The sequence below is a fragment of the Mesorhizobium sp. M1322 genome (genome assembly GCF_040318085.1).
Taxonomy (GTDB): domain Bacteria; phylum Pseudomonadota; class Alphaproteobacteria; order Rhizobiales; family Rhizobiaceae; genus Mesorhizobium.
The window spans coordinates 140193-159499 of the sequence record NZ_JAMYLP010000002.1 but is presented as its reverse complement, the minus strand read 5'-3'; the positions used below and the strand labels follow the sequence as shown (position 1 = coordinate 159499).

The window sequence follows — 19307 nt, the reverse complement described above, 5'->3', positions numbered from 1 at the left end:
CCAGGGCCCCCCCCCGCGGCTGGGCGTGCACCAGGGCGGAGAGGTTGGCGAGCGCCATAGGCCCAAAACCACCCCGCAACCACACAGCCGCGCGGGCTGCGCGGGCGACGCGCACTGCAACCATCGGCTGCAGCATCGAGCCGGGCAGGGCAAGCGCACCGCGTTGCCAGGCAAGCAGGCCTACGAAAAGCGAAGCGAAGGCGCCGCGGATCAGCATGACCTGCGCCATGTTCATGGATTCCGACGAGACTTTGGTGATCGCGTCGTTGAGGGTGAAACCAATCATGGCCACCACCATGAACAGCGCGCCGCGAAGATTTGGGGAAAGAAGCAAAGGCGTTACCGGTTGTGCTTTTGCATCAAGCCTGTAGCAGCCGGTCATAGGACAGCAACGTTAAAGGGCTGGTCCACGGCCTTTAGGCGGCTCGTTACAACCTCCTCGCAAGAGCGGCACTACTTAGTTCGGCGGTGTGATCGAGAGATCAGCCGCCGGTGACGCTCATGTGCCGCGACACCGACGGGCGGTTGGTCCGGCGGTCGATGATGAAATCGTGGCCCTTCGGCTTGCGGCCAATGGCTTCATCGATGGCATCGGCGACCAGTTCATTGCCTTCGGATGCACGCAACGGTGCACGCAGATCGGCGGCATCCTCCTGGCCGAGACACATATAGAGCGTGCCGGTGCAGGTCAGCCGGACGCGGTTGCAGCTCTCGCAGAAATTATGCGTCATCGGCGTGATGAAGCCGAGCCTGCCACCAGTCTCAGAGACGTGGACATAGCGGGCCGGACCACCGGTCTTGTAGGGAATGTCGGTCAGCGTGAATTGCCGCTCAAGTGCCGCGCGCAGCAGCGACAGCGGCAGATACTGGTCGGTACGGTCGGCGTCGATCTCGCCCATCGGCATGGTCTCGATAACAGTCAGATCCATGCCGCGGCCATGCGCCCAGCGCATCATGTCAGGCAATTCGGCGTCATTGAAATCCTTCAGCGCCACCGCATTGAGCTTTATCTTCAAGCCAGCCGCCTGCGCCGCGTCGATACCCTCCATGACCTTGCCGAGATGGCCCCAGCGGGTGATGGCGTGAAACTTGTCGGCGTCGAGCGTATCCAGCGAGACATTGATGCGCTTGATCCCGCAATCGGCAAGCTCGGCGGCAAAGCGCGAAAGCTGCGAACCATTGGTGGTCAGCGTCAATTCTTCCAGCGCACCGCTGTCGAGATGACGCGAAATCTGGCGCACCAGATGCATGATGTTCTTGCGCACCAGCGGCTCGCCGCCGGTGAGACGCAATTTCCGGACACCTTTTTCGATGAAGACCGTGCAGAGCCGGTCGAGTTCCTCCAGCGACAGGAGGTCCTTCTTGGGCAGGAACGCCATGTCCTCGGCCATGCAATAGGTGCAGCGGAAGTCGCAGCGGTCGGTGACCGACACCCTGAGATAGCTGATCGTGCGACCGAAAGGATCGATCATGTCCATGCTATGCGTTTCCCGTGGCCGTGAACGGCGTCGTTATATACCGCTATGTGATACGATCCGGCCTGCCATTCAAGATAGAGGGTCTCGATCTTTGGTAACATGCCGCCACCGACAGATTGTGTCGGAAGTTTCGAAGCGACCTTTTCCCGCTGCGCGAAGCGGCGTAGGGAAGGGCGCATTGATGCGGAACCTATCACCATGACGGCGCCGAAGGAACTCAGGGTCTCCAAGGACCGCAAGCTGCTTTCCGTCACATTTGCGGATCATCGGCCGTTCGAACTACCGGCTGAACTGCTGCGCGTTGCCTCGCCATCGGCCGAAGTGCAGGGCCATTCGCCTGAACAGCGGGTGACGGTTCCCGGCAAGCGCAACGTCGCGATCCTCAAGATCGAGCCGGTCGGCAACTACGCCGTCCGCATCACCTTCGACGATTTCCACGACACCGGCATCTTCACCTGGAACTATCTGCATACGCTGGGTCATGAGAAGGACGCACGCTGGGCCGCCTACCTCGCCGAGCTGGAAGAGAAGGGGCTCAGTCGCGACCGCTAGCTCGACTGGTGCTGTCGTCAAAACGTCACGGATAGGGCGTAGCGGCCGCAGATAGTCGGAGACGAAAACATGTCCGTCATCACCACGGTCGAACAGCTCGAAGCGCTCTATGGCCTGCCCGGCGAGACCTCGCTGGTCAAGGAACTCGACCATGTGATCCCCGAGTACGCCGCCTTCATCGAGGCCTCGCCTTTTGCCGGGCTCGCGACCAGCGGGCCGGAGGGGCTGGATTGCTCGCCGCGCGGCGATCTCGCCGGCTTCGTCCGCATCCATGATCCGAAAACCCTGATGATGCCGGACCGGCGCGGCAACAACCGTGCCGATTCGCTAAAAAACATCATTCGCGATCCGCGCGTCGGCCTGTTGTTCCTGGTCCCAGGCTCCGGCACCACGCTGCGCGTCAACGGCCGCGCCCACATCACCACGGATGCCGCGCTCTGTGCCTCGTTCAGTGTCGACGGCAAGCCGGCGCGCTCGGTCACGGTCATCAAGGTCGACTCAGTCTATTTCCAGTGCGCTCGCGCCGTCCATCGGTCGGAACTCTGGAACCCGGCGAGGCACATCGATCCGAAGTCGCTGCCGACACCTGGGAAAATCCTGGAAATCACCAGCCGGAAAGGCATCGACGGCGAGGCTTACGACAAGGAATGGCCGGAGCGCGCGAAAAAGTCGATGTGGTGAGCGCATCGCTCCGCGAACCCCATCCTTTTGTTTGAGCATCGGATTTCCCCAAAACCGGTTTCCACCCCCGGGTCGGGCCCGAGGGCGGGCTTTTGGGTCCGATGCTCCGGTCACGCTTCCTTGAGCACGTCGGCAATCCTGCGCATCTGCTCGCCGATCATGTCGCATTGCTCCGGCGTCGACTGGCTCATTGCTTTCTCGATCAGCGCCATATGCACCTTCAGCGCCCGCATCAGCAGTTCCGTGCCGGCTTCGGTCAAGGTCAGCCGCAGCACCCGCTTGTCTTTCTGATCGCCTTCGCGGCGCAGCAGGCCGCGTGTCTCGAGTTGCGGCAGCAGCATGGTGATGTTGGAGCGGCCGACCAGCAGCCGGCGGGCGAGATCGTGCTGCGACATGCCGGGATGGCGGTAAAGGTTCATCAACACGTCGAGTTGCGCCGGCTTCAGGTCCAGCGGCGCGAGCTTCACCGCCAGCGTGCGCTCCAGCACATGGCAGGCGCGCGCCACCGCGACCCAGTTACGAAAACGCGGGTTGTCCCAGGGCAGCTCTTGTTTAATGTTCATGTTTGAACTATTATGTTCATGCTTGAACGAATGGATGGATCGCCACTATGGCATCATTTGGCTTGAAGGTCATCCGGGGCGTGTTTGCCGCCGCCGAACACGTGGCTCCTCGCCTTACAGGGCGCGCGGCGTTCGAACTGTTCTGCCGCACGCCGAACGCCAAAATTCTCAGCGACGGCGAGCGACGCGCCGTCGACCGCGCCGCCGGCTTCATGGCCGAGGCGCGCCATCATCGGCTGAAGACCAAAAACGGCTGCGTCATGGTGCATGAATTCAGGCCAGAGCCGGGCAGGCGGGCCGGCGGCACGGTGCTCGTCATCCATGGCTGGCGTTCGCGCACCGAATATATGCGCACGCTGATCGAAGCCTATCGTGACGCCGGTTATAAGGTTGTCTCGCTCGACCTGCCGGGCCACGGCCAATCGCAGGGCCGCCGGCTCACATTGGTCAGCGCTGTCGAAGCCGCACGGCTGACCGGCGAATGGTTCGGCCCGTTCGTGGCGGTCGTCGGCCATTCCTTCGGCGGTGCCGTCGCCGCCAATGCCATCGTCGGTTCGGTCAAGAAAATTCCGCCGCTGGCGGCCGAGCGGCTGGTGCTGATCGCGGCGCCGAGCTCCCTGCCGGCGATCTTCAATGATTTCAGCCGCATGCTCAGTGTCGGCCCACGCTCGCAGGCCGCCATGGCCGACCGGGTCGAACGCATCGCCGGCCGGCCGCTGCACGAATTCACCGGCGACCGCCAGCTTGCCAGCACGCCGGTGCCAACGCTGGTCATCCATGCGCCAGACGACCGCGAAGTGTCCGCCGACCATGCAAGGCTCTATGCCGGCGCCGGCGACCATGTGCGGCTGTACTGGGCCGACGGGCTCGGCCACCGCCGCATCCTCGCCGACAAGGGCGTGGTCGAGCGTGCGGTCGGCTTCGTTGCCGAACACCGGGAGCCGGTATCGCTGCATTAACGCCGCCGGCGTTCGTCACGTGTCGGTGCCGGCCATCGCCTTCCACGCTGCCATCGCACCGGCGACAGTCGCCAGCAGGGCTGCGCGCGATGCGCGACCCCTCGCTTCGGCAAGGCTGAAGAGATCGCCGGCATGGTCGCCTGGCTGGCAGGTCCCGAAGGGCGCTTCGTGACAGGCGCCGCACTGACTATCGACGGCGGCGCCAACGCCTGACCCGTGCACTATTTCCTGGAACTGGAGCGGACCCAATTCGCTTTAGTTGTCACGGTGTTGTGAAACTGTTCTGCAACAGGATAGCCGAAATTTATGGAAGCTTAACGAAATCAGTATGAATCGGTGTGGTCGCGTCTTACATCCGCCGTACGGTGGGCGAGACCGTCGAGCGATGCGGAACGGGAGCCGGTTGCAGCCGGAGCGGATGATCCATGAAATTCCTCGGAAACAAAGCAACCGCGATGCCGCTTGCGGCGGTCGCGGCAATGCTGGCCTTCGGCGTGCCGCAGGCAGACGCGCAAGGGCTTTTCGAGAGGCTTTTCGGCGGTGGCATCAGGCACACGCCGCAAGGTGATTTCCCCCCGCCGCCGTCAAGGCAGAAGCCGAAATACAAGCCAAATGCAACGGCGCCCGCTGCCTCTCGTATCAGCAGCCCGTCCTACTATACCTACAAGAGCGATCCGCTCGCGCGTGTCGACTTCTCGACGTTGACGGCAACGCCGGAGCCGGCAATGCCGCAGGACGCCGCCTTCCAGCCGTCTTCCGCCACCAGTGCTGCCTTCCGCGAAGCGATTGCCGGACTCAATGACTACGAACTCTACGCTGAGAAGGACATCGCCAAGGCGCTCATCGCCTATTACTCGGCCAATCCAGATTTCATCTGGGTGGCGGGAGCCAGTGCCAATAGCCGCGCACAGGATGCGGTGCGGGTGCTTGGCGAGGCGACGAGCTATGGCCTCACGCCGGCCGACTATACGGTTGAAGTGCCTGCCGCCGGCGCATCGACCGGCGGCGCCGATGCGCGGCTGAAGGGGTTCGTCCGCTTCGAGATGGCACTGTCGGCGCGCGTCTTGCGCTATGTCCATGACGCGCAAAACGGCCGCGTCGATCCCAATCGCATCACCGGCTACTATGATTTCCCGGTCAAGCCGCTCGACATGGAAGGCGTGCTGAAGACGTTGGCGCGCACCCAGCAAGTGCGCACCTATCTCGAATCGCGACATCCGCAAAACGCCGAGTACCAGGCGCTGCGCGTCGAACTGGAATCGCTTCAGGCCAGCGCCGAAGACGAGATCGTCGTCGATCCCAAGCTGTTGCTGAAGCCGGGGCAGACCAGCCCCGAACTGCCGAAGCTTCTGGCGAAGATCGCGCGCAATCTCGACGACGAGATGGGCGGCGCTTATGGCGAGATATTGGCCAGGCTCGCCACCAGCGAGCTCTATGAGCCGGAACTGGTGCCGGTCATCAAGGCGGTGCAGAAGAAGGCTGGCATGAAGGGCGACAGCGTCATCGGTCCGCGCACCGTCGCGGCGCTGGTCGGGACGTCCAAGGCCGACAAGATTCAAAAGGTGCAGGTCGCGCTGGAAGAGTTGCGCTGGTTGCCGTCCGATCTCGGCAGTCCGCGCGTCTTCATCAACCAGCCGGCCTTTACGGCGAGCTACATCGAAAATGGCGAGGAGAAGCTGAAGACTCGCGCCGTCATTGGCAAGACCACGAACCAGACTTCATTCTTCTACGATCAGGTCGAGCAGGTCGACTTCCACCCCTATTGGGGCGTGCCGCAGTCGATCCTCGTCAACGAGATGCTGCCCCGGCTGCGCAGGGATCCCGGCTATCTCGACCGCGCCGGCTACGAAGTGGTCAACGCGCGCGGCAAGCGCATTCCCTCCTCCTCGGTCAACTGGGGCGCCTATGGCGCGAAAATACCTTATGGCGTGCGCCAGCTGCCGAGCGAGGCCAATGCGCTGGGCGAACTGAAGATCCTGTTCCCCAACAAGCACGCAGTCTACATGCACGATACGCCGCAAAAGTCTTTTTTCCAGCGTGACATGCGCGCGCTCAGCCATGGCTGCGTTCGTCTGCAGGATCCGCGCGGCATGGCGGCGGCAGTGCTCGGCACCTCGGTCGACTACATTGCGGAGAAGCTGAAACACGGACATTCGACCGAAAAGGTGGCGCGCACGGTCCCGGTCTATGTCGCCTATTTCACCGCCTGGCCTGATATGTCCGGCAAAGTCGAATATTTCAGCGACGTCTACGACCGCGACACGCGGCTGCAGCAGGCACTCGACAGCACGGCAGTGGTGCGCTCGCCGGCGAGCTGAGGCGCCTAACGCAGGGGGAGCGGGCGCCGGAAGCCTGCCTCGCGCCCGGCAATCAGCCAGTAGACCAGACCGGCGACAAGGCCGGCGGCGGCGATGATGCCGATATCGGCCCAGCGCTCGGGGCTCAGGTCCTCCGGCGCGCTCGGCCAGATCAGGACGAAGCCGGCAGCTGCTGCGGCGGCGCCGAAGACCATATGCAGCCCAAGACTGCGCAGTGAAAACAATTCGGCGATCAGCGCGAAGATCAGCGTCTGCAGGCCGGTCAGTACGATCGTCAGGAAATAGATGAACATGCCGAGCAGCGGCACGACCAGCGTCGCGATGGGGGAGACCCCCATGAAATCGAAATACGCCGGTGCATTAGGCAGCGAACTCAATGCACCATAGATCGTGGCCACGGCAATCAGTCCGACCAGCACCGCAACGAAATAGCCGGCGAGCATCATAAGAACGCGTTTTACCACATGCTTTGCCGTCGCCATGCCCACCCCCGTCGGCTCAATGATCACCCCGCAGTCAGCCATCAAAGGGGCATCGGCGCAAGGGGATGCCGAAAAGCGTGCAGGAACCGTCGCTCCACTCTGGTGAAGCTACGGCGCCGCCCGCTTCGGAGGGATCGTCCTTAAGCTGCGCTGTAACCTAGTTGCCGGAATTGTTCCGGATCCTTTAAGAGAAAGCCGGCCGCACGTATCGCCTGGAGGAAGGGGGCCGCGATCTATTTCGGCTCGGCTGTCACCGGATCGTAGGTGATTTCGACCTTCGCCTTATCGGTTGTGTAATAGGTGACGGTGTAGGCGCCGCTGTCCCAGCCGACCTCGTCGACGTAGCGAAAGTCGTCGCGCTGCTCGACCTTGGCAATTATTTCCGACAGTTTCCTGGCATTCTGCGGCGGCAACGGGCTTCCGTCTGCGGCAAACGCCGATCCGCCGACAAGCAGCACGGCGGCCGCCAAAACAAATCTGAACATGGCTTTCCCTCACACTTCGACGAGGAGAAACTCGCGGCCATGCAGGTTTGTTCCGGATGCGGCAATGAGCGCGACAATCTAGCGCCGTGCCGACGCGCCGCATTGTTGTCGACCTGAACGGAGAACCGGAGGTAGCCTGGAAAGCTGTGGGGTTGGTGGGCGATGCAGGGATTGAACCTGCGACCCCACCCGTGTGAAGGGTGTGCTCTCCCGCTGAGCTAATCGCCCGCTCGTTGCCCGAAGGCCAAGCGCGTCGCGATATAAGGGAGGCCGGCCGGGGAAGTCAAGGCGATGTCCGGGCGTTCCGACGAAGACCGAATGCAACCCCGCCGGGAACGACCGGTCGCCGTCGTTCAGTGCCCCGCAGCGGCAATCAGGCGTTCGGCCAGACCAAGTGTCAGCGCATCGAAATGCGAGATCACCGCCGACGGTTCGAATTCGCGCACATGGCGGTCGGTGTAGCCGAAATCGACCGCCACCACGGGAATGCCGGCGGCTTTCGCCGTATCAATGTCGGTCTGCGAATCACCCACCATCAGCGCGCGGTGCGGGTCGCCGCCGGCCAGAACGATGGTTTCGGTCAGATGGCGCGGGTCGGGCTTGCGGAACGCAAACGTGTCCTGACCGCAAATCGCCGCGAAATGCTTCGCCAGGCCGAGCGCCTCGATCAGCGCCACCGAGTTGGCCTGGTATTTGTTCGTGCAGACGGCCAGGAGATAACCGGCCGCTTCGAATCGGGCGATCGTCTCGACGACGCCGGGGTAGGGGCGCGATTTACCCGGGATGTTGTCGGTGTAGTGATCGAGGAACAGCTTTAACAATCGGTCGTGTTCCTCTACCGCCAGCGATCTTTGCTGCGCAGCATGCGCGCGCTCGATCATCACCCGGCCACCATGGCCGACGAAACGCTCGAAGCCGGCCTCGTCGACGGCTGCGAGTTCGCTGGCGGCAAGGCTGTGGTTGAGGCTGTCAAGCAGGTCCGGCGCTGTGTCGATCAGCGTCCCGTCGAGGTCGAACACGATGATCGGTCGGGTCATGGCCTGTCCTGTGACGATTGCGCTGCCGGCAGGCGATAGCCGCTGCAGCCCATCCAGGCAAGCAGTGCTTGGTCAATCCACAGGGCAGAGCCTTTGATCGGACGGGCAAAGATGCTAGGAGCGCCGAAACAAGCGAAATCCGGAGCAGGTATGGATGCGAGGCAACTGAAGGTCGAGGCCGCGCGGGCGGCGCTTGCCCATGTGACTGGTGGCATGCGGCTTGGCATCGGCACCGGCTCGACGGCCGAGGAGTTCGTGCGGCTGCTCGCCGAAAAGGTCGCCACCGGCCTTACCATCGTCGGCGTGCCGACCTCGGAGCGCACCGCCATCCTCTGCGGCGAGCTTGGCGTGCCGCTTTCGACACTGGAGGAAACGCCCGAACTCGACCTTACCATAGACGGCGCCGACGAGATCGATCCGGCGCTGACATTGATCAAGGGCGGCGGCGGCGCGCTGCTGCGCGAAAAGATCGTGGCGGCGGCTTCCGCCCGCATGATCGTGATTGCCGACCGTTCGAAGATAGTTGAGACGCTCGGCCGTTTTCCACTGCCAATCGAGGTCAACTCGTTCGGCCTGCGTGCCACGGAAATCGCGATCGCCGCGGCAGCCGAAAGGCTCGGCCTTTCCGGTCCCGTCACATTGAGGATGACGGGGGGCCAGCCTTTTGTTACAGACGGCGGCCATTTTATCCTCGATGCATCTTTTGGCCGCATTCCGGATACAAGAGCGCTTTCGAATGCTCTCCATGCCATTCCGGGGGTGGTCGAGCACGGTCTTTTCATCGGGCTGGCATCAGCGGCTATCATAGCCGGCGACGGCATCCAAACCGTCCATGCCGCCCGAAAACCAGGGAGTTCTATCGATCATGATGTTGCATAACCGGGTTCGCCGTTTTTCTGCCATTCTGGCAGCTTCAGCCGTCTTTGCGCTTTCATCGCCGGCGTCCTCGCAGGACGTCACCGACGGGCATCTGAAGGCGGCCCGCGCCGCGGTCGCGGCGATCCACGCGACGGACCCGTTCGACAACATCCTGCCGCAGGCCGCCGCCGCGCTTCAGCAGCAGCTTATCCAAAAGAACCCGGATATGCAGGAGCTGATCGGCAGGACGGTTAGCGAAAAGGCTCTGGCGCTGGCCTCGCGCCGCGCTGATCTCGAGAAGGAAGCAGCCATGGCCTATGCCAAGGTTTTTTCCGAAAAAGAGCTTACCGAAATCGCCGCTTTCTACAATTCCGATTCCGGCAAGAAGCTGCTCGACAGCGGCCCAGCCGTGACGCGTGACCTGCTCAAGGCTGCCGACATCTGGCAGAACGGCGTCGCTCGCGATCTCGCCCAGCAGGTCGGCGAAACGCTGGCCGCGGCAGCAAAGGCCACAGCACCGAATGCCGCGGCTCCTGCGGCTGGTACGGAACCAGAAGCACCGAAGAACTGAGCATATTGTCCGGCGGCGTTATCGCTGCCGGACCGGAAAGCCCGGCTCCATTGCGCGTCCGACAGCATGCGCGGCGCGGTGGTCCGGGCTTTTCTTTTGGTGGTTTGCAACCTACCTGTCTCAAACATTTGAAGGGCAAGGAGCCGCACCATGGCCGGTTACGACTATGATCTTTTCGTCATCGGCGGCGGCTCCGGCGGGGTGAGGGCGGCGCGCGTGGCGGCGGCACTCGGCAAGCGCGTCGGCATTGCCGAGGAATACCGCTATGGCGGCACCTGCGTCATTCGCGGCTGCGTGCCGAAGAAGCTCTATGTCTATGCCTCGCAATTTCCCGAACATTTTGCCGACGCCGCAGGTTATGGCTGGACCGTGCCGCAGGCGAGCTTCGACTGGCAGACATTGGTTGCCAACAAGGATCGCGAGATCAGCCGGCTGGAAACCATCTACAGGAAGAATGTCCAAGGCGCCGGCGGCGAGACGTTTCAGTCGCGCGCCATGCTGGTCGATCCGCATGCGGTGCATCTTCTCGGCGAGGACCGCACCGTCACCGCCGACCAGATTCTCATCGCCACCGGCGGCCGCCCGGCGCCGCACCCGGCTCTGCCCGGCCATGAGCACTGCATCTTTTCCAACGAGGCGTTCGATCTCAAGGAATTGCCGAAGGCGATCATGATCGAGGGCGGCGGCTATATTGCCGTCGAATTCGCCAACATCTTTCACGGCCTCGGCGTCGACACCACGCTGGTCTATCGCGGCAAGGAGATCCTCTCCCGCTTCGACATGGATCTCAGGCGCATGCTGCACGAGACGATGGAAAAGAAGGGGATAAAAATCCTCTGCCATGCCGTATCCGAATGGGTCAGGAAGCGTCCGGACGGTCGCCTCGACGCTGTCGTCACAGGCGGCAAGATACTGACGGTCGATCAGGTCATGCTCGCCATCGGGCGTCTCCCCAATACCGAAAACATGGGTCTTGAGGGCGTCGGCATCGAGATGACCAAGACCGGCGCGATCCATGTCGACCAATATTCGCGCACCAACATCGACAACATCTGGGCGATCGGCGACGTCACCAACCGCGTGCAATTGACGCCGGTGGCGATCCACGAGGCGATGTGTTTCGTCGAGACCGCCTTCAAGGGCAACCCGACCGCGCCCGACCATGATAGGATCGCCACCGCGGTCTTTTCGCAGCCCGAGATCGGCACGGTCGGCCTGTCGGAAGATGAGGCGATAAAGCATTTTTCCGATGTTGAGATCTACCGCGCCACCTTCCGGCCGATGCGGCACACACTGTCCGGGCGCGACGAAAAGATGCTGATAAAGCTGGTGGTCGACTGCGCCTCGAAAAAAGTTCTCGGCGCCCATATCCTCGGGCCGGATGCCGGCGAGATGGCGCAGCTTCTCGGCATTCCGGTAAAGGCCGGGCTGACCAAGGATGATTTCGACCGCACGATGGCCGTGCATCCGACCGCGGCGGAAGAACTCGTCACCATGTACAAGCCGACCTACCGGGTGAAGGACGGCGAGCGCGTCTGACGTTTTGCCGTGTTGTCACCAGCGGAGCATCTATGCACGCAGGCAACGGTGCAGCGCCACTCGACCGCAATTTTAGATCACCAGTCCGGTATAAGATGCGATACCGGGCAACGATATTCTGTTCGCCGCTATTTCTGCCTCATGCGGCGAGGGAAGCGCAGCCATCTTTCCTCGACCGGCCTTGGGTGCTCGAGGATGGTGGTGAGTTCGACCGGCAGGCTCGGCGCCAGCGGCTTTTTGGTCGCGACGCCATCGGCGATGGCAACGATGCTGTGGTAGAATTCGGCGCCTGAAAGCGATCTTGGCGGCACGGCCTCGTGCATGATTGAGATCACCGTGACGTCTGGACAATTGTCCTTGATCGCTTGATGGAAGGCGATCTTCCCTTCGGGGTCGAGCGCCCCAGTCGCTTCGTCAAGGAACAGCAGCCCCGGCTGCTGCAGCACGATACGCGCGACAACCAGCTTCTGTTTCTGGCCGCCCGAAAGCACCTGGTCCCAGTTCATTCCGTCGCGGCTTTCATCGGCCATGTGTTCGATGAAATCGCCAAGGCCGGCTTTGTGCAGAGCCGATGCAACCTGGGTGTCGGTATGATCGCGCTCTGAACCGGGCAGGCAGACCAGTTGCTTCAGCGAGACCTGCTGCAGCTTGACCTCCTGGGCGGCATAGAGACTTTCGACCCCTTCCGGGAAGACGATGATACCGCGGCCATAGGGCCACAAGCCGTTGATCGCCTTGATCAGCGATGTCTTTCCGCAGCCCGATTCGCCCTTCAGGAACGTCCACTCGCCGCGTCGGAAGCGCAAATTCGCAGCGCTCAGGAAGGGTGTGGCGTCCTCGCCTGCATGCGCCAGTTCCAGCTTCTGGATCGTCAGGCCGAACACCGGGTTCTGGCGGTCGTAACGGAACTCGGAGCGGCCGGTCAGACTGTAGAATTCTTGCGGGTGCTGGACGTTTTCGATTGCCTGCGCCAGTTCGATGACGCGCTGGCTGTTGGCGCGCAAGGTAGCGATCTCCGGCATCACATGAATGAACCATGAACACTTGCTAATCAGCGCATTGACCTGTTCGGAAGCTGTTATGTAACCCTTGAAGTCGAGGCCGTTGTGAATGTAGGGCACTAGTCCAGGGCCGTAAGCGACAATCTTGGCGCCGATGAAAGTGTAGATCAGCTCGAACGAAGCGTAGCCGGTGTTGACGACGTTCAATCTTGCCCAGGTACGGTCAATGTCGGCATAACGCTGGCTATGCACAGTCTTCTGTACATTCTCGCCTTGCGATGCGGCCACGTGAAAACTGCGGCGCAGGAACGTGATCAACTCGCCGCGGTAGTTGCCTTCAGCCTGCTGCATTCTGACGTTGAGCCACTCCAGCATTCGGCCGAGTTTCACGGCGATCCAAGTGTTGAACGGCACATAGATAGCGATTGCCAAGAGAGCAAGGACGGCGCTGCCGTAGCTACCGAGAAACTCCAGCCCCTTCACCTCCACGGAGTTTCTCAGCAATTCTCCGCCGACAAAGTAGAGCGAAGTGACGACACCGAGCACGCCCATAGCAAGCCCGATGGCTCCGCCGGTCATGGCCTTGACGGATTCCTGCACGCGCTGGTCAATGTTGTCGGGAGCTGCGTTCCCGGAAGACCCGTGCTGGGCATGGAAATGGGTATGATTGGTGTCGAGCAGGGACTCGTTGAAGCGGCCGTCCAACCAGCCACGCCATTTGCGATGCAATGTTTTAGAAACAAGGTTGCGAACGCCGGCAATAACCAAGTCCTTGAGCACGACCAGCAACACGAGCAAACCGGCGTTGGTCAGCACTGTCTTGAGTGGCGTGGTATTCGCGGCATTGTGGTAAAAAGCGATCGACGTCGCCAGCTCTGCTGCAGCCACTGTAAACCAGACGTCGGCTTTGCTGGACAGCGCGGTGACCAGGGCAATCACCAGCGTCAGCGTCCAGGCCTCAACCCAGCGGTCCGAGAACCAGTAGGCCCGCATCAGTCCCCAGAAGCTGCGCATCGAGGAAACTGGTGTCAGGAGCGGCGGCCTTGCGGCACCGCGGAGCCATTTTTCCGATATTGAATGTCGTTCTGGTCTACCGACCCGAATCACAATCCCGCCCAAACCTCTTTTAGTTTTGTTACAGACAGTAACACCAATTGATCATTTTCAATTATCTTTCTCGGTCTGTGGAGGATTTTAAACCCCTCGCCGTTGCCATTAAGCAACAGCGGCGGTGCCATGCGATGCTGCTCTCGACGCATATTACCTCTATAATTTCAATGGGTTGCCGGTGCATGCGTGCGGGCACTAGCATCTTCCCCAAGGGAAAGCTTTTTGCACAGTTTTGTTATGGGAAGAGCGTGGTAGATCGGCCGATTTTTATGCTGCGGAAGACGAATCGAGGCAAAGACGCGCCGTCATCCTTGTTGCCATATCGACCTGGCGGCAGCCGGAAAGTGACCGGAGGGCGTTGGACTGGAGGGCGTTGGCTGCCGTGGCGATGTCGCCAAACGCGCCTATGGAATGACGTCTATCCGGTCGCTTTCTCCAACTCGCCCCGCGCCTTTGCCGCCGCGACCTGGCGAATGGCGTCAGTGAGCGTGTCGACGTCTTGCGCGCCCATCACCGCATACTTGCCCTCAAGCAGGAAGCACGGCACGCCCGTGATACCCATGCGCGAAGCGGTGGCGATTTCGGTGCGCACCGCCTCGACATCGGCGTCCGTCGGCAAAAGCGTCTCGACCACGGATGCATCCATGCCGGCCTCGCGGGCGGCGTTGATCAGTACGACATGGTCGCCGAGATTGGCGCCTTCCTCGAAATTCAACTGGAACAGACGTCGCACCAGCCGGTTTTGCATGACCTCGCCGGCGGCACCAGCCCAGCGGATGACGCGGTGCGCGTCCAGCGTGTTGGGCGCGACCTTGATGGCGGCGAAGGCGAAGTTGATTCCCTCGGCTTCGCCCAGTGGCTCGATGCGGGCGTGAATCTCGCGGACGCGTTCGTCGCTGCCGAACTTGGCCACCATGTATTCGCGGCGATCCTTGCCTTCGGGCGGGATGGTCGGGTCGAGCTGGAATGGCCGCCAGCGTATGTGCACGTCGACATGGCTTGCCGCGGCGATCGCCTTGTCGAGCCGCTTCTGGCCGATGAAGCACCAAGGGCAGACGACATCGGAGACCACATCGACGGTAATCGACTTCTCGTCGCTCATCCTGGTCTCCTGTTGCGAAGAGGTCACTTCGGCTTGCGCCACCATGTCGGCAGTCGATAGCCAGATATGGGGGTCTTTCGCGGATGTTCCAGATAGCTCCAGTAGGCGAGCCATTGCTGCGTGTTGTGCTGCATCGGAACCATGTAGTGGCCGGAGATCAACAACCTGTCGAGGACCCGGACGGCGGCAACATAATCTTCGCGGCTGCGGGCGTCGAGCATCGCCTCTAGTGCGGCATCTATCGCCGGATCGGCGACGCCGGCAAGGTTGAATGACCCTTCGGCATTGGCGGCAGCTGACCCCCACCGTCCGAGCTGCTCGATGCCCGGCGACAGCGAGTTCTCGAAGCCGCTGGTGCCGATCAGCACATCGAAATCGAAACGTTGCTTGCGCGACTGGATCTGGTCGCCGTCAAGGCTGCGGATGGTGACAGCGATGCCGATCTTCGCCAGCGTGCGCTGGTAGATGGCGGCAAGGCGCTCCTCGTTCTGCGAGGCGGTCAGGATCTCGAAGCCGAAGGGTTCCCCCTCGGGATCGAGCATCACTCCATCCTGCAACGTGTAGCCCGCGCCCTTCAATATGTCGAAGGCAGCTTTCAGCACCTTGCGGTCCTGGCCCGAGCCGTCGGTGACGGGTGGCCGCCAGGTGCCGTCCATGACATCGGCTGGCACACGACCCGGGTAGGGTGCCAGAAGCGCCTTTTCCCTGTAGTCGGCCGGATGGCCGAGCGCGGACAGCTCGGAATTCTGCCAATAGCTCATGGTGCGCATATACTTGCCGCCAAACAAGTTCTTGTTGGCCCATTCGAAGTCGTAGAGCATACCGAGCGCGCGTCGAACGACCGGACTGGAAAACTTCTGCAGCCGTGTGTTGAACAGAAAGCCCGTCACCACAGGCGGGATCCCGGTGTCGAACGTTTCGGCGATCACGTCGCCCTTGTGGAAGGCCGGGAAGTCGAGATCGCGCTCGCGCTTGACCGGATCGCTATCGTCATCGATGGCGCAGATGCCTTTCTTGAAAGCTTCCAGCTTGGCATTGGCATTGAGAAAATATTCGATGGTGATCTGGTCGTAATTGTCGAAACCGCGCTTGGCGGGGATGTCCTTGCCCCAATAATTTGGGTTGCGCTTGAACACGATGCGCTGGCCAGGCGCCACGTGCGCCACGGTGTACGGGCCGCTGCCGATCACGGGTTTTAGCGTGGTCCTGTCGAAGGTCTCCTTGTCGAAAGCGTGCTTCGGTACGATTGGCGTCATCGCGATAACCAGCGGGGTCTCGCGGTTGGCCTTGTCATTGAATGTAAAGCGCACGCTGCGGTCGCCAATTTTTTCGAGTTTAGCGACCATGCTCATACGGGCGCTGTAGGGTGGCCGGCCTTTCTCGGTAAAGACGTCGTATGTGAACAGCACGTCTTCCGCAGTCACCGGTTGGCCATCCGACCACTTGGCGCTCGGATCGAGGTGGAATTCGATGCTCTTGCGCTCCGGATCCATGTCGGCAGTGTCGGCAAGCAGGCCATAAAGACTGAAGGCTTCATCGTCGTTGCGCTGCATCAATGGCTCGAAGACGAGATTGCCGAAAATCCTATCGATCATGCCGCGTGCCGTTGTGCGGAGGCTTTTCAGGATGAACGGCTTGAGATTGTCGAAGCTGCCGACGACGCAATAGGGGATGCTGCCGCCCTTCGGCGGATCGGGATTGACGTAGTTGAAATGCGTATAGTCGGCCGGCAGCGCCGGCTCGCCTTGCATGGCGATCGCGTGTTTCGGTTCCGACACAGCTGGCTGAAGCGAAAGTGTGATAGACGAGATCGCGGCGATCAGCCAAACAAGAACGCGGCCCATGACCGTCTCCTTACTGGGTCGGCTTGATGATTCGGAGCGCACCCTAACATGAGCCGGCCGCCTCCCGGCCAATCGCGAGCTCAAGAATTGCGACTATCGGGCTGGATTCGGCACCGCTTGCAGTGTAACACGCCGTCCGAAGTCATTCTGTTGCCTCATTTCGGCAACAGTTAGCTGGACCACACGGCGCGAAGAAGCCGGTCCTGGGATCATTTGAGAGGAAGTGCACGATATGACGAGCCTGAACAGCAACGCGTACCGCCTGTCGGTCATGGCCGCTGGCGTGGTCGGCTTTCTGGGCGCACAACTTCCCGCTGCTCTTGCGCAGCAGCAACAGCAGATTCCGCAGGGCTGGTTCAAAGCCTGCACCAAGCAGGAAGACGTCGACATCTGCAATGTCCAGAACATCACCACTGCCGGCAACGGCCAGCTCGTCACCGGCGTCAGCCTGATCGAATTGAAGGGCAAGGTGAACCGCAAGGTGTTCCAGGTGACGGTTCCGACCGGCCGCCTGGTTCCTCCCGGCATTGGCCTGCAGATCGATGCCGGGAAGGCGCAGAAGCTCGATTATGTGATCTGCTTCCCTGACCGGTGCGTGGCGGAAGTGCCGCTGACCGACCAGCTCGTCGCCTCCTTTAAGAAGGGTTCGAACCTGACGCTCACCTCGGTCAATTTCCAGAACCAGCCGAACCCGATCAAGGTCGCACTGACCGGCTTTAGCGGCGCCTTCGACGGGCCGCCGCTGCAGCAGTCGGACATCGAGGATCGGCAGAAGAAGCTTCAGGATTTCGTTGCCAAGAACAATCAGGACTTCGCCAAGAAGCTCAAGGAAGAGCAGGACAAGGCGAAGACCGCCAACTGATCGCCTCTCAGGCGCAATTTCTAAGGAAAAGCGGGGTCATTCCCGCTTTTTCCGTTCCGGCCAGCGATTTCCTGATTCCGGTCAGGCCTGCCGTCAGGTCAATGTCTTGACTGGTGTCTCGGCTCGTAGCGCCCGTCCGGCCTCTTGTCGAACATCTCACCGATCTCCGGATGCCGCACCGGTTCGCCAGACTGATCCTCGAGCAGGTTCTGCTCAGACACATAGGCGATGTATTCCGTTTCCGAATTCTCAGCGAGCAAGTGGTAGAAGGGCTGGTCCTTGCGCGGCCGCACATCCGCTGGGATCGCCTCGTACCATTCGTCGGTGTTGGCGAATTGCGGGTCGACATCGAAAATGATGCCGCGGAACGGAAACAGCCGGTGGCGCACCACCTGCCCGATCGAGAATTTGGCTGTTTTCATCATCGTACTCACCACTAAGTCCTAGGAGCGCCGCGTCCTTGGAATGCGCAAAGACTCTCTAAGACTTTGAATTTACGCATTACGCTTCCAAAAATCGAGCCCGACTTAGGGCTGATACCTGGGCCTACTTGACGCAGACGCCGCATCAATTCAATGCCGCAGCGCTTGACGCCCCGCCACTGCGGGCTAGCCCGAGGGCGTGCTACCGCTTGACTTGTTTTCTTAAGCCGCCGGCGAGCGCCGCAAAACCACTGCCGGGCCGCAGCCCCTCGCGCATGAAAAAGGCGCGAAGCGGCGCGAAGCCGCCGAGCACGCCGAGGCCGGCGCTGCGCGCCATCTGTGCCGGCAGCATGTCCGAGAGCAGCGACTTGTTGAGCAGGTTGACCGCACTGCTGCGCGCCAGGATGTCAGGCCGGCGCTTGAAATCATAGGCTGCGAGTGCCTTGACGGCGCCCGGGTCAGCCCTGTTTTCGCAAGCAATTCCAACCAGATCATCGATATCCCTGATACCAAGGTTGAGACCTTGCGCGCCGATCGGCGGAAACACATGGGCGGCTTCGCCGACAAGTGCCACCCGGTTACGCGCGAACCACCGGGGCGTCACGCCGGAAAGCGGGTAGATCTGCCGGCCGGGTTCGACAGAAACCCGGCCCAGCATCGATTGCATCCGCTGTTCGACCCGCATCGAAAGCGTAGCATCGTCCAGTGCGGCGAGTTCTTTCGCCGTTTCCGGTTCTACTACCCAGACAAGGCTGGACCGGTTGCCGGGCAGGGGAACCTGGGTGAACGGACCGGTCTCGGTGTGGAATTCGGTCGAGGTGAAAGCGTGGTCGCTGCGGTGACCGAAATTGAGAACCAGTGCGGCCTGCGGATAGGACCGCGCGGATGTCGAGATGCCGGCAGCCTCGCGGGCCGGCGACAGACGGCCATCGGCAGCGACCGCCAGCGATGCTGCAACCTCGTTGCCGTCAGACAGGATCGCATGGGCGTGATCGGCGTCGAGGCGCCAGGTCTCCACCATCGCTTTTCGCCATTCGATGCCGGAATGCGCGGCAACAGTCCCGGCAAGTGCGGGGTTGAGCGCGCTGTTGGGTAAGTTCAGCCCGAACTGCTCCTCGGCGATTTCGCTGGCACGAAAAATGACCACCGGGCTGCGGATCAGCCGGCTGGTTGCATCGACGATGCGCATCACCTTCAGCGGTGCGGCTTTGGACCTCACCTCATCGAGGACGCCCAACCGTTCTAGGATATTCAGGGCTGGGTTCATCAAGGCCGTCGTGCGGCCGTCTTGGCCATTTGCCTCAGGTCCGACGAGCGTCACGGGAAAGCCGGCATCCGCAAAACCAAGCGCTGCGATCAGCCCTGCCGGGCCGTTGCCGGCAACCAGTATCCGTGCTGTCTCCCGATGGTCCAAATTCGGCTTCCCGGTTGCGATGCGAGGCG

General features: G+C 61.6%; 19 protein-coding genes, 1 tRNA gene and 2 pseudogenes. 9 read left to right on the top strand and 13 right to left on the bottom strand.

Features of this window, described 5'->3' with window-relative positions:
• Both NKH12_RS01610 and moaA read right to left on the bottom strand, forming a co-directional pair.
• A pseudogene (locus NKH12_RS01610) lies at window positions 1–382 on the bottom strand (hypothetical protein); the annotation flags it as partial.
• 100 nt (window positions 383–482) lie between these two features.
• Entirely contained in the window at window positions 483–1478 is a 996-nt protein-coding gene (moaA, locus tag NKH12_RS01605; protein ID WP_352951573.1) for a GTP 3',8-cyclase MoaA, read from the bottom strand.
• 198 nt (window positions 1479–1676) lie between these two features.
• Between moaA and NKH12_RS01600 the strand changes: the two genes are divergently transcribed.
• Together NKH12_RS01600 and NKH12_RS01595 are read left to right on the top strand one after the other, a co-directional pair.
• Window positions 1677–2030: a gamma-butyrobetaine hydroxylase family protein gene (locus NKH12_RS01600; protein WP_502910722.1), complete on the top strand. Its 354-nt coding sequence runs from the start codon at window positions 1677–1679 to the stop codon at window positions 2028–2030.
• A gap of 69 nt (window positions 2031–2099) precedes the next feature.
• Window positions 2100–2711 carry a pyridoxamine 5'-phosphate oxidase family protein gene (locus NKH12_RS01595; protein WP_352951572.1) on the top strand — a complete coding sequence of 204 codons (612 nt, stop codon included), beginning with the start codon at window positions 2100–2102 and terminating at the stop codon, window positions 2709–2711.
• 110 nt (window positions 2712–2821) lie between these two features.
• Here the strand turns inward: NKH12_RS01595 and NKH12_RS01590 are convergent, their stop codons facing one another.
• Window positions 2822–3274, bottom strand: a complete 453-nt coding sequence (locus NKH12_RS01590; RefSeq protein WP_352951571.1) for a MarR family winged helix-turn-helix transcriptional regulator — start codon at window positions 3272–3274, stop codon at window positions 2822–2824.
• A 47-nt stretch (window positions 3275–3321) separates the two neighbouring features.
• Here NKH12_RS01590 and NKH12_RS01585 point away from each other — a divergent pair, with 47 nt between their 5' ends.
• The 3 genes and pseudogenes from NKH12_RS01585 (at window position 3322) to NKH12_RS01575 (ending at window position 6551) form a co-directional block, all read left to right on the top strand.
• Complete coding sequence (locus NKH12_RS01585) at window positions 3322–4233, top strand: alpha/beta hydrolase (protein ID WP_352951570.1); 912 nt, start codon at window positions 3322–3324, stop codon at window positions 4231–4233.
• 87 nt (window positions 4234–4320) lie between these two features.
• Window positions 4321–4446, top strand: a pseudogene (locus NKH12_RS01580) (SDR family oxidoreductase); the annotation flags it as partial.
• A gap of 212 nt (window positions 4447–4658) precedes the next feature.
• On the top strand, window positions 4659–6551 hold the full coding sequence (locus NKH12_RS01575) for a L,D-transpeptidase family protein (protein WP_352951569.1): 1893 nt from the start codon (window positions 4659–4661) through the stop codon (window positions 6549–6551).
• Window positions 6552–6556: 5 nt separating this feature from the next.
• Here the strand turns inward: NKH12_RS01575 and NKH12_RS01570 are convergent, their stop codons facing one another.
• The 4 genes from NKH12_RS01570 to NKH12_RS01555 all read right to left on the bottom strand — a co-directional run bounded on the left by NKH12_RS01570 (window position 6557) and on the right by NKH12_RS01555 (window position 8555).
• On the bottom strand, window positions 6557–7033 hold the full coding sequence (locus NKH12_RS01570; RefSeq protein ID WP_352951568.1) for a hypothetical protein: 477 nt from the start codon (window positions 7031–7033) through the stop codon (window positions 6557–6559).
• 233 nt (window positions 7034–7266) lie between these two features.
• Complete coding sequence (locus NKH12_RS01565; RefSeq protein WP_352951567.1) at window positions 7267–7518, bottom strand: PepSY domain-containing protein; 252 nt, start codon at window positions 7516–7518, stop codon at window positions 7267–7269.
• Between the two features lie 153 nt (window positions 7519–7671).
• A tRNA-Val gene (locus NKH12_RS01560) sits at window positions 7672–7746 on the bottom strand.
• A gap of 125 nt (window positions 7747–7871) precedes the next feature.
• Window positions 7872–8555, bottom strand: coding sequence for a phosphoglycolate phosphatase (locus tag NKH12_RS01555; protein ID WP_352951566.1), 684 nt, complete (start codon window positions 8553–8555; stop codon window positions 7872–7874).
• Between the two features lie 150 nt (window positions 8556–8705).
• Between NKH12_RS01555 and rpiA the strand changes: the two genes are divergently transcribed.
• From rpiA to gor, 3 genes are all read left to right on the top strand, one after another.
• Window positions 8706–9434 (top strand): ribose-5-phosphate isomerase RpiA, encoded by a 729-nt coding sequence (gene rpiA, locus NKH12_RS01550; RefSeq protein ID WP_352951565.1) that lies wholly within the window; start codon window positions 8706–8708, stop codon window positions 9432–9434.
• A complete protein-coding gene (locus NKH12_RS01545; RefSeq protein WP_352951564.1) occupies window positions 9421–9984 on the top strand; it encodes a DUF2059 domain-containing protein in 564 nt (187 codons plus the stop codon). The genes rpiA and NKH12_RS01545 overlap by 14 nt, the downstream gene beginning before the upstream one ends.
• Before the next feature lie 150 nt (window positions 9985–10134).
• Complete coding sequence (gene gor / locus NKH12_RS01540) at window positions 10135–11523, top strand: glutathione-disulfide reductase (RefSeq protein ID WP_352951563.1); 1389 nt, start codon at window positions 10135–10137, stop codon at window positions 11521–11523.
• A 128-nt stretch (window positions 11524–11651) separates the two neighbouring features.
• Here gor and NKH12_RS01535 read toward each other — a convergent pair whose 3' ends face one another.
• From NKH12_RS01535 to NKH12_RS01520, 4 genes are all read right to left on the bottom strand, one after another.
• Window positions 11652–13538: an ABC transporter ATP-binding protein/permease gene (locus NKH12_RS01535; RefSeq protein WP_352951562.1), complete on the bottom strand. Its 1887-nt coding sequence runs from the start codon at window positions 13536–13538 to the stop codon at window positions 11652–11654.
• An 89-nt stretch (window positions 13539–13627) separates the two neighbouring features.
• On the bottom strand, window positions 13628–13762 hold the full coding sequence (locus NKH12_RS01530) for a hypothetical protein (protein WP_352951561.1): 135 nt from the start codon (window positions 13760–13762) through the stop codon (window positions 13628–13630).
• A 290-nt stretch (window positions 13763–14052) separates the two neighbouring features.
• A complete protein-coding gene (locus tag NKH12_RS01525) occupies window positions 14053–14736 on the bottom strand; it encodes a DsbA family oxidoreductase (RefSeq protein ID WP_352951560.1) in 684 nt (227 codons plus the stop codon).
• Window positions 14737–14759: 23 nt separating this feature from the next.
• On the bottom strand, window positions 14760–16580 hold the full coding sequence (locus NKH12_RS01520) for an extracellular solute-binding protein (protein WP_352951559.1): 1821 nt from the start codon (window positions 16578–16580) through the stop codon (window positions 14760–14762).
• Window positions 16581–16812: 232 nt separating this feature from the next.
• Between NKH12_RS01520 and NKH12_RS01515 the strand changes: the two genes are divergently transcribed.
• The gene (locus NKH12_RS01515) at window positions 16813–17442 is read left to right on the top strand and encodes an invasion associated locus B family protein (protein ID WP_352951558.1); all 630 of its coding nucleotides are present in this window, start codon (window positions 16813–16815) and stop codon (window positions 17440–17442) included.
• A 98-nt stretch (window positions 17443–17540) separates the two neighbouring features.
• Here NKH12_RS01515 and hspQ read toward each other — a convergent pair whose 3' ends face one another.
• The gene (hspQ, locus tag NKH12_RS01510) at window positions 17541–17864 is read right to left on the bottom strand and encodes a heat shock protein HspQ (protein WP_352951578.1); all 324 of its coding nucleotides are present in this window, start codon (window positions 17862–17864) and stop codon (window positions 17541–17543) included.
• Between the two features lie 202 nt (window positions 17865–18066).
• Window positions 18067–19278, bottom strand: coding sequence for a UbiH/UbiF family hydroxylase (locus NKH12_RS01505; RefSeq protein ID WP_352951557.1), 1212 nt, complete (start codon window positions 19276–19278; stop codon window positions 18067–18069).
• Window positions 19279–19307 lie beyond the last annotated feature (29 nt).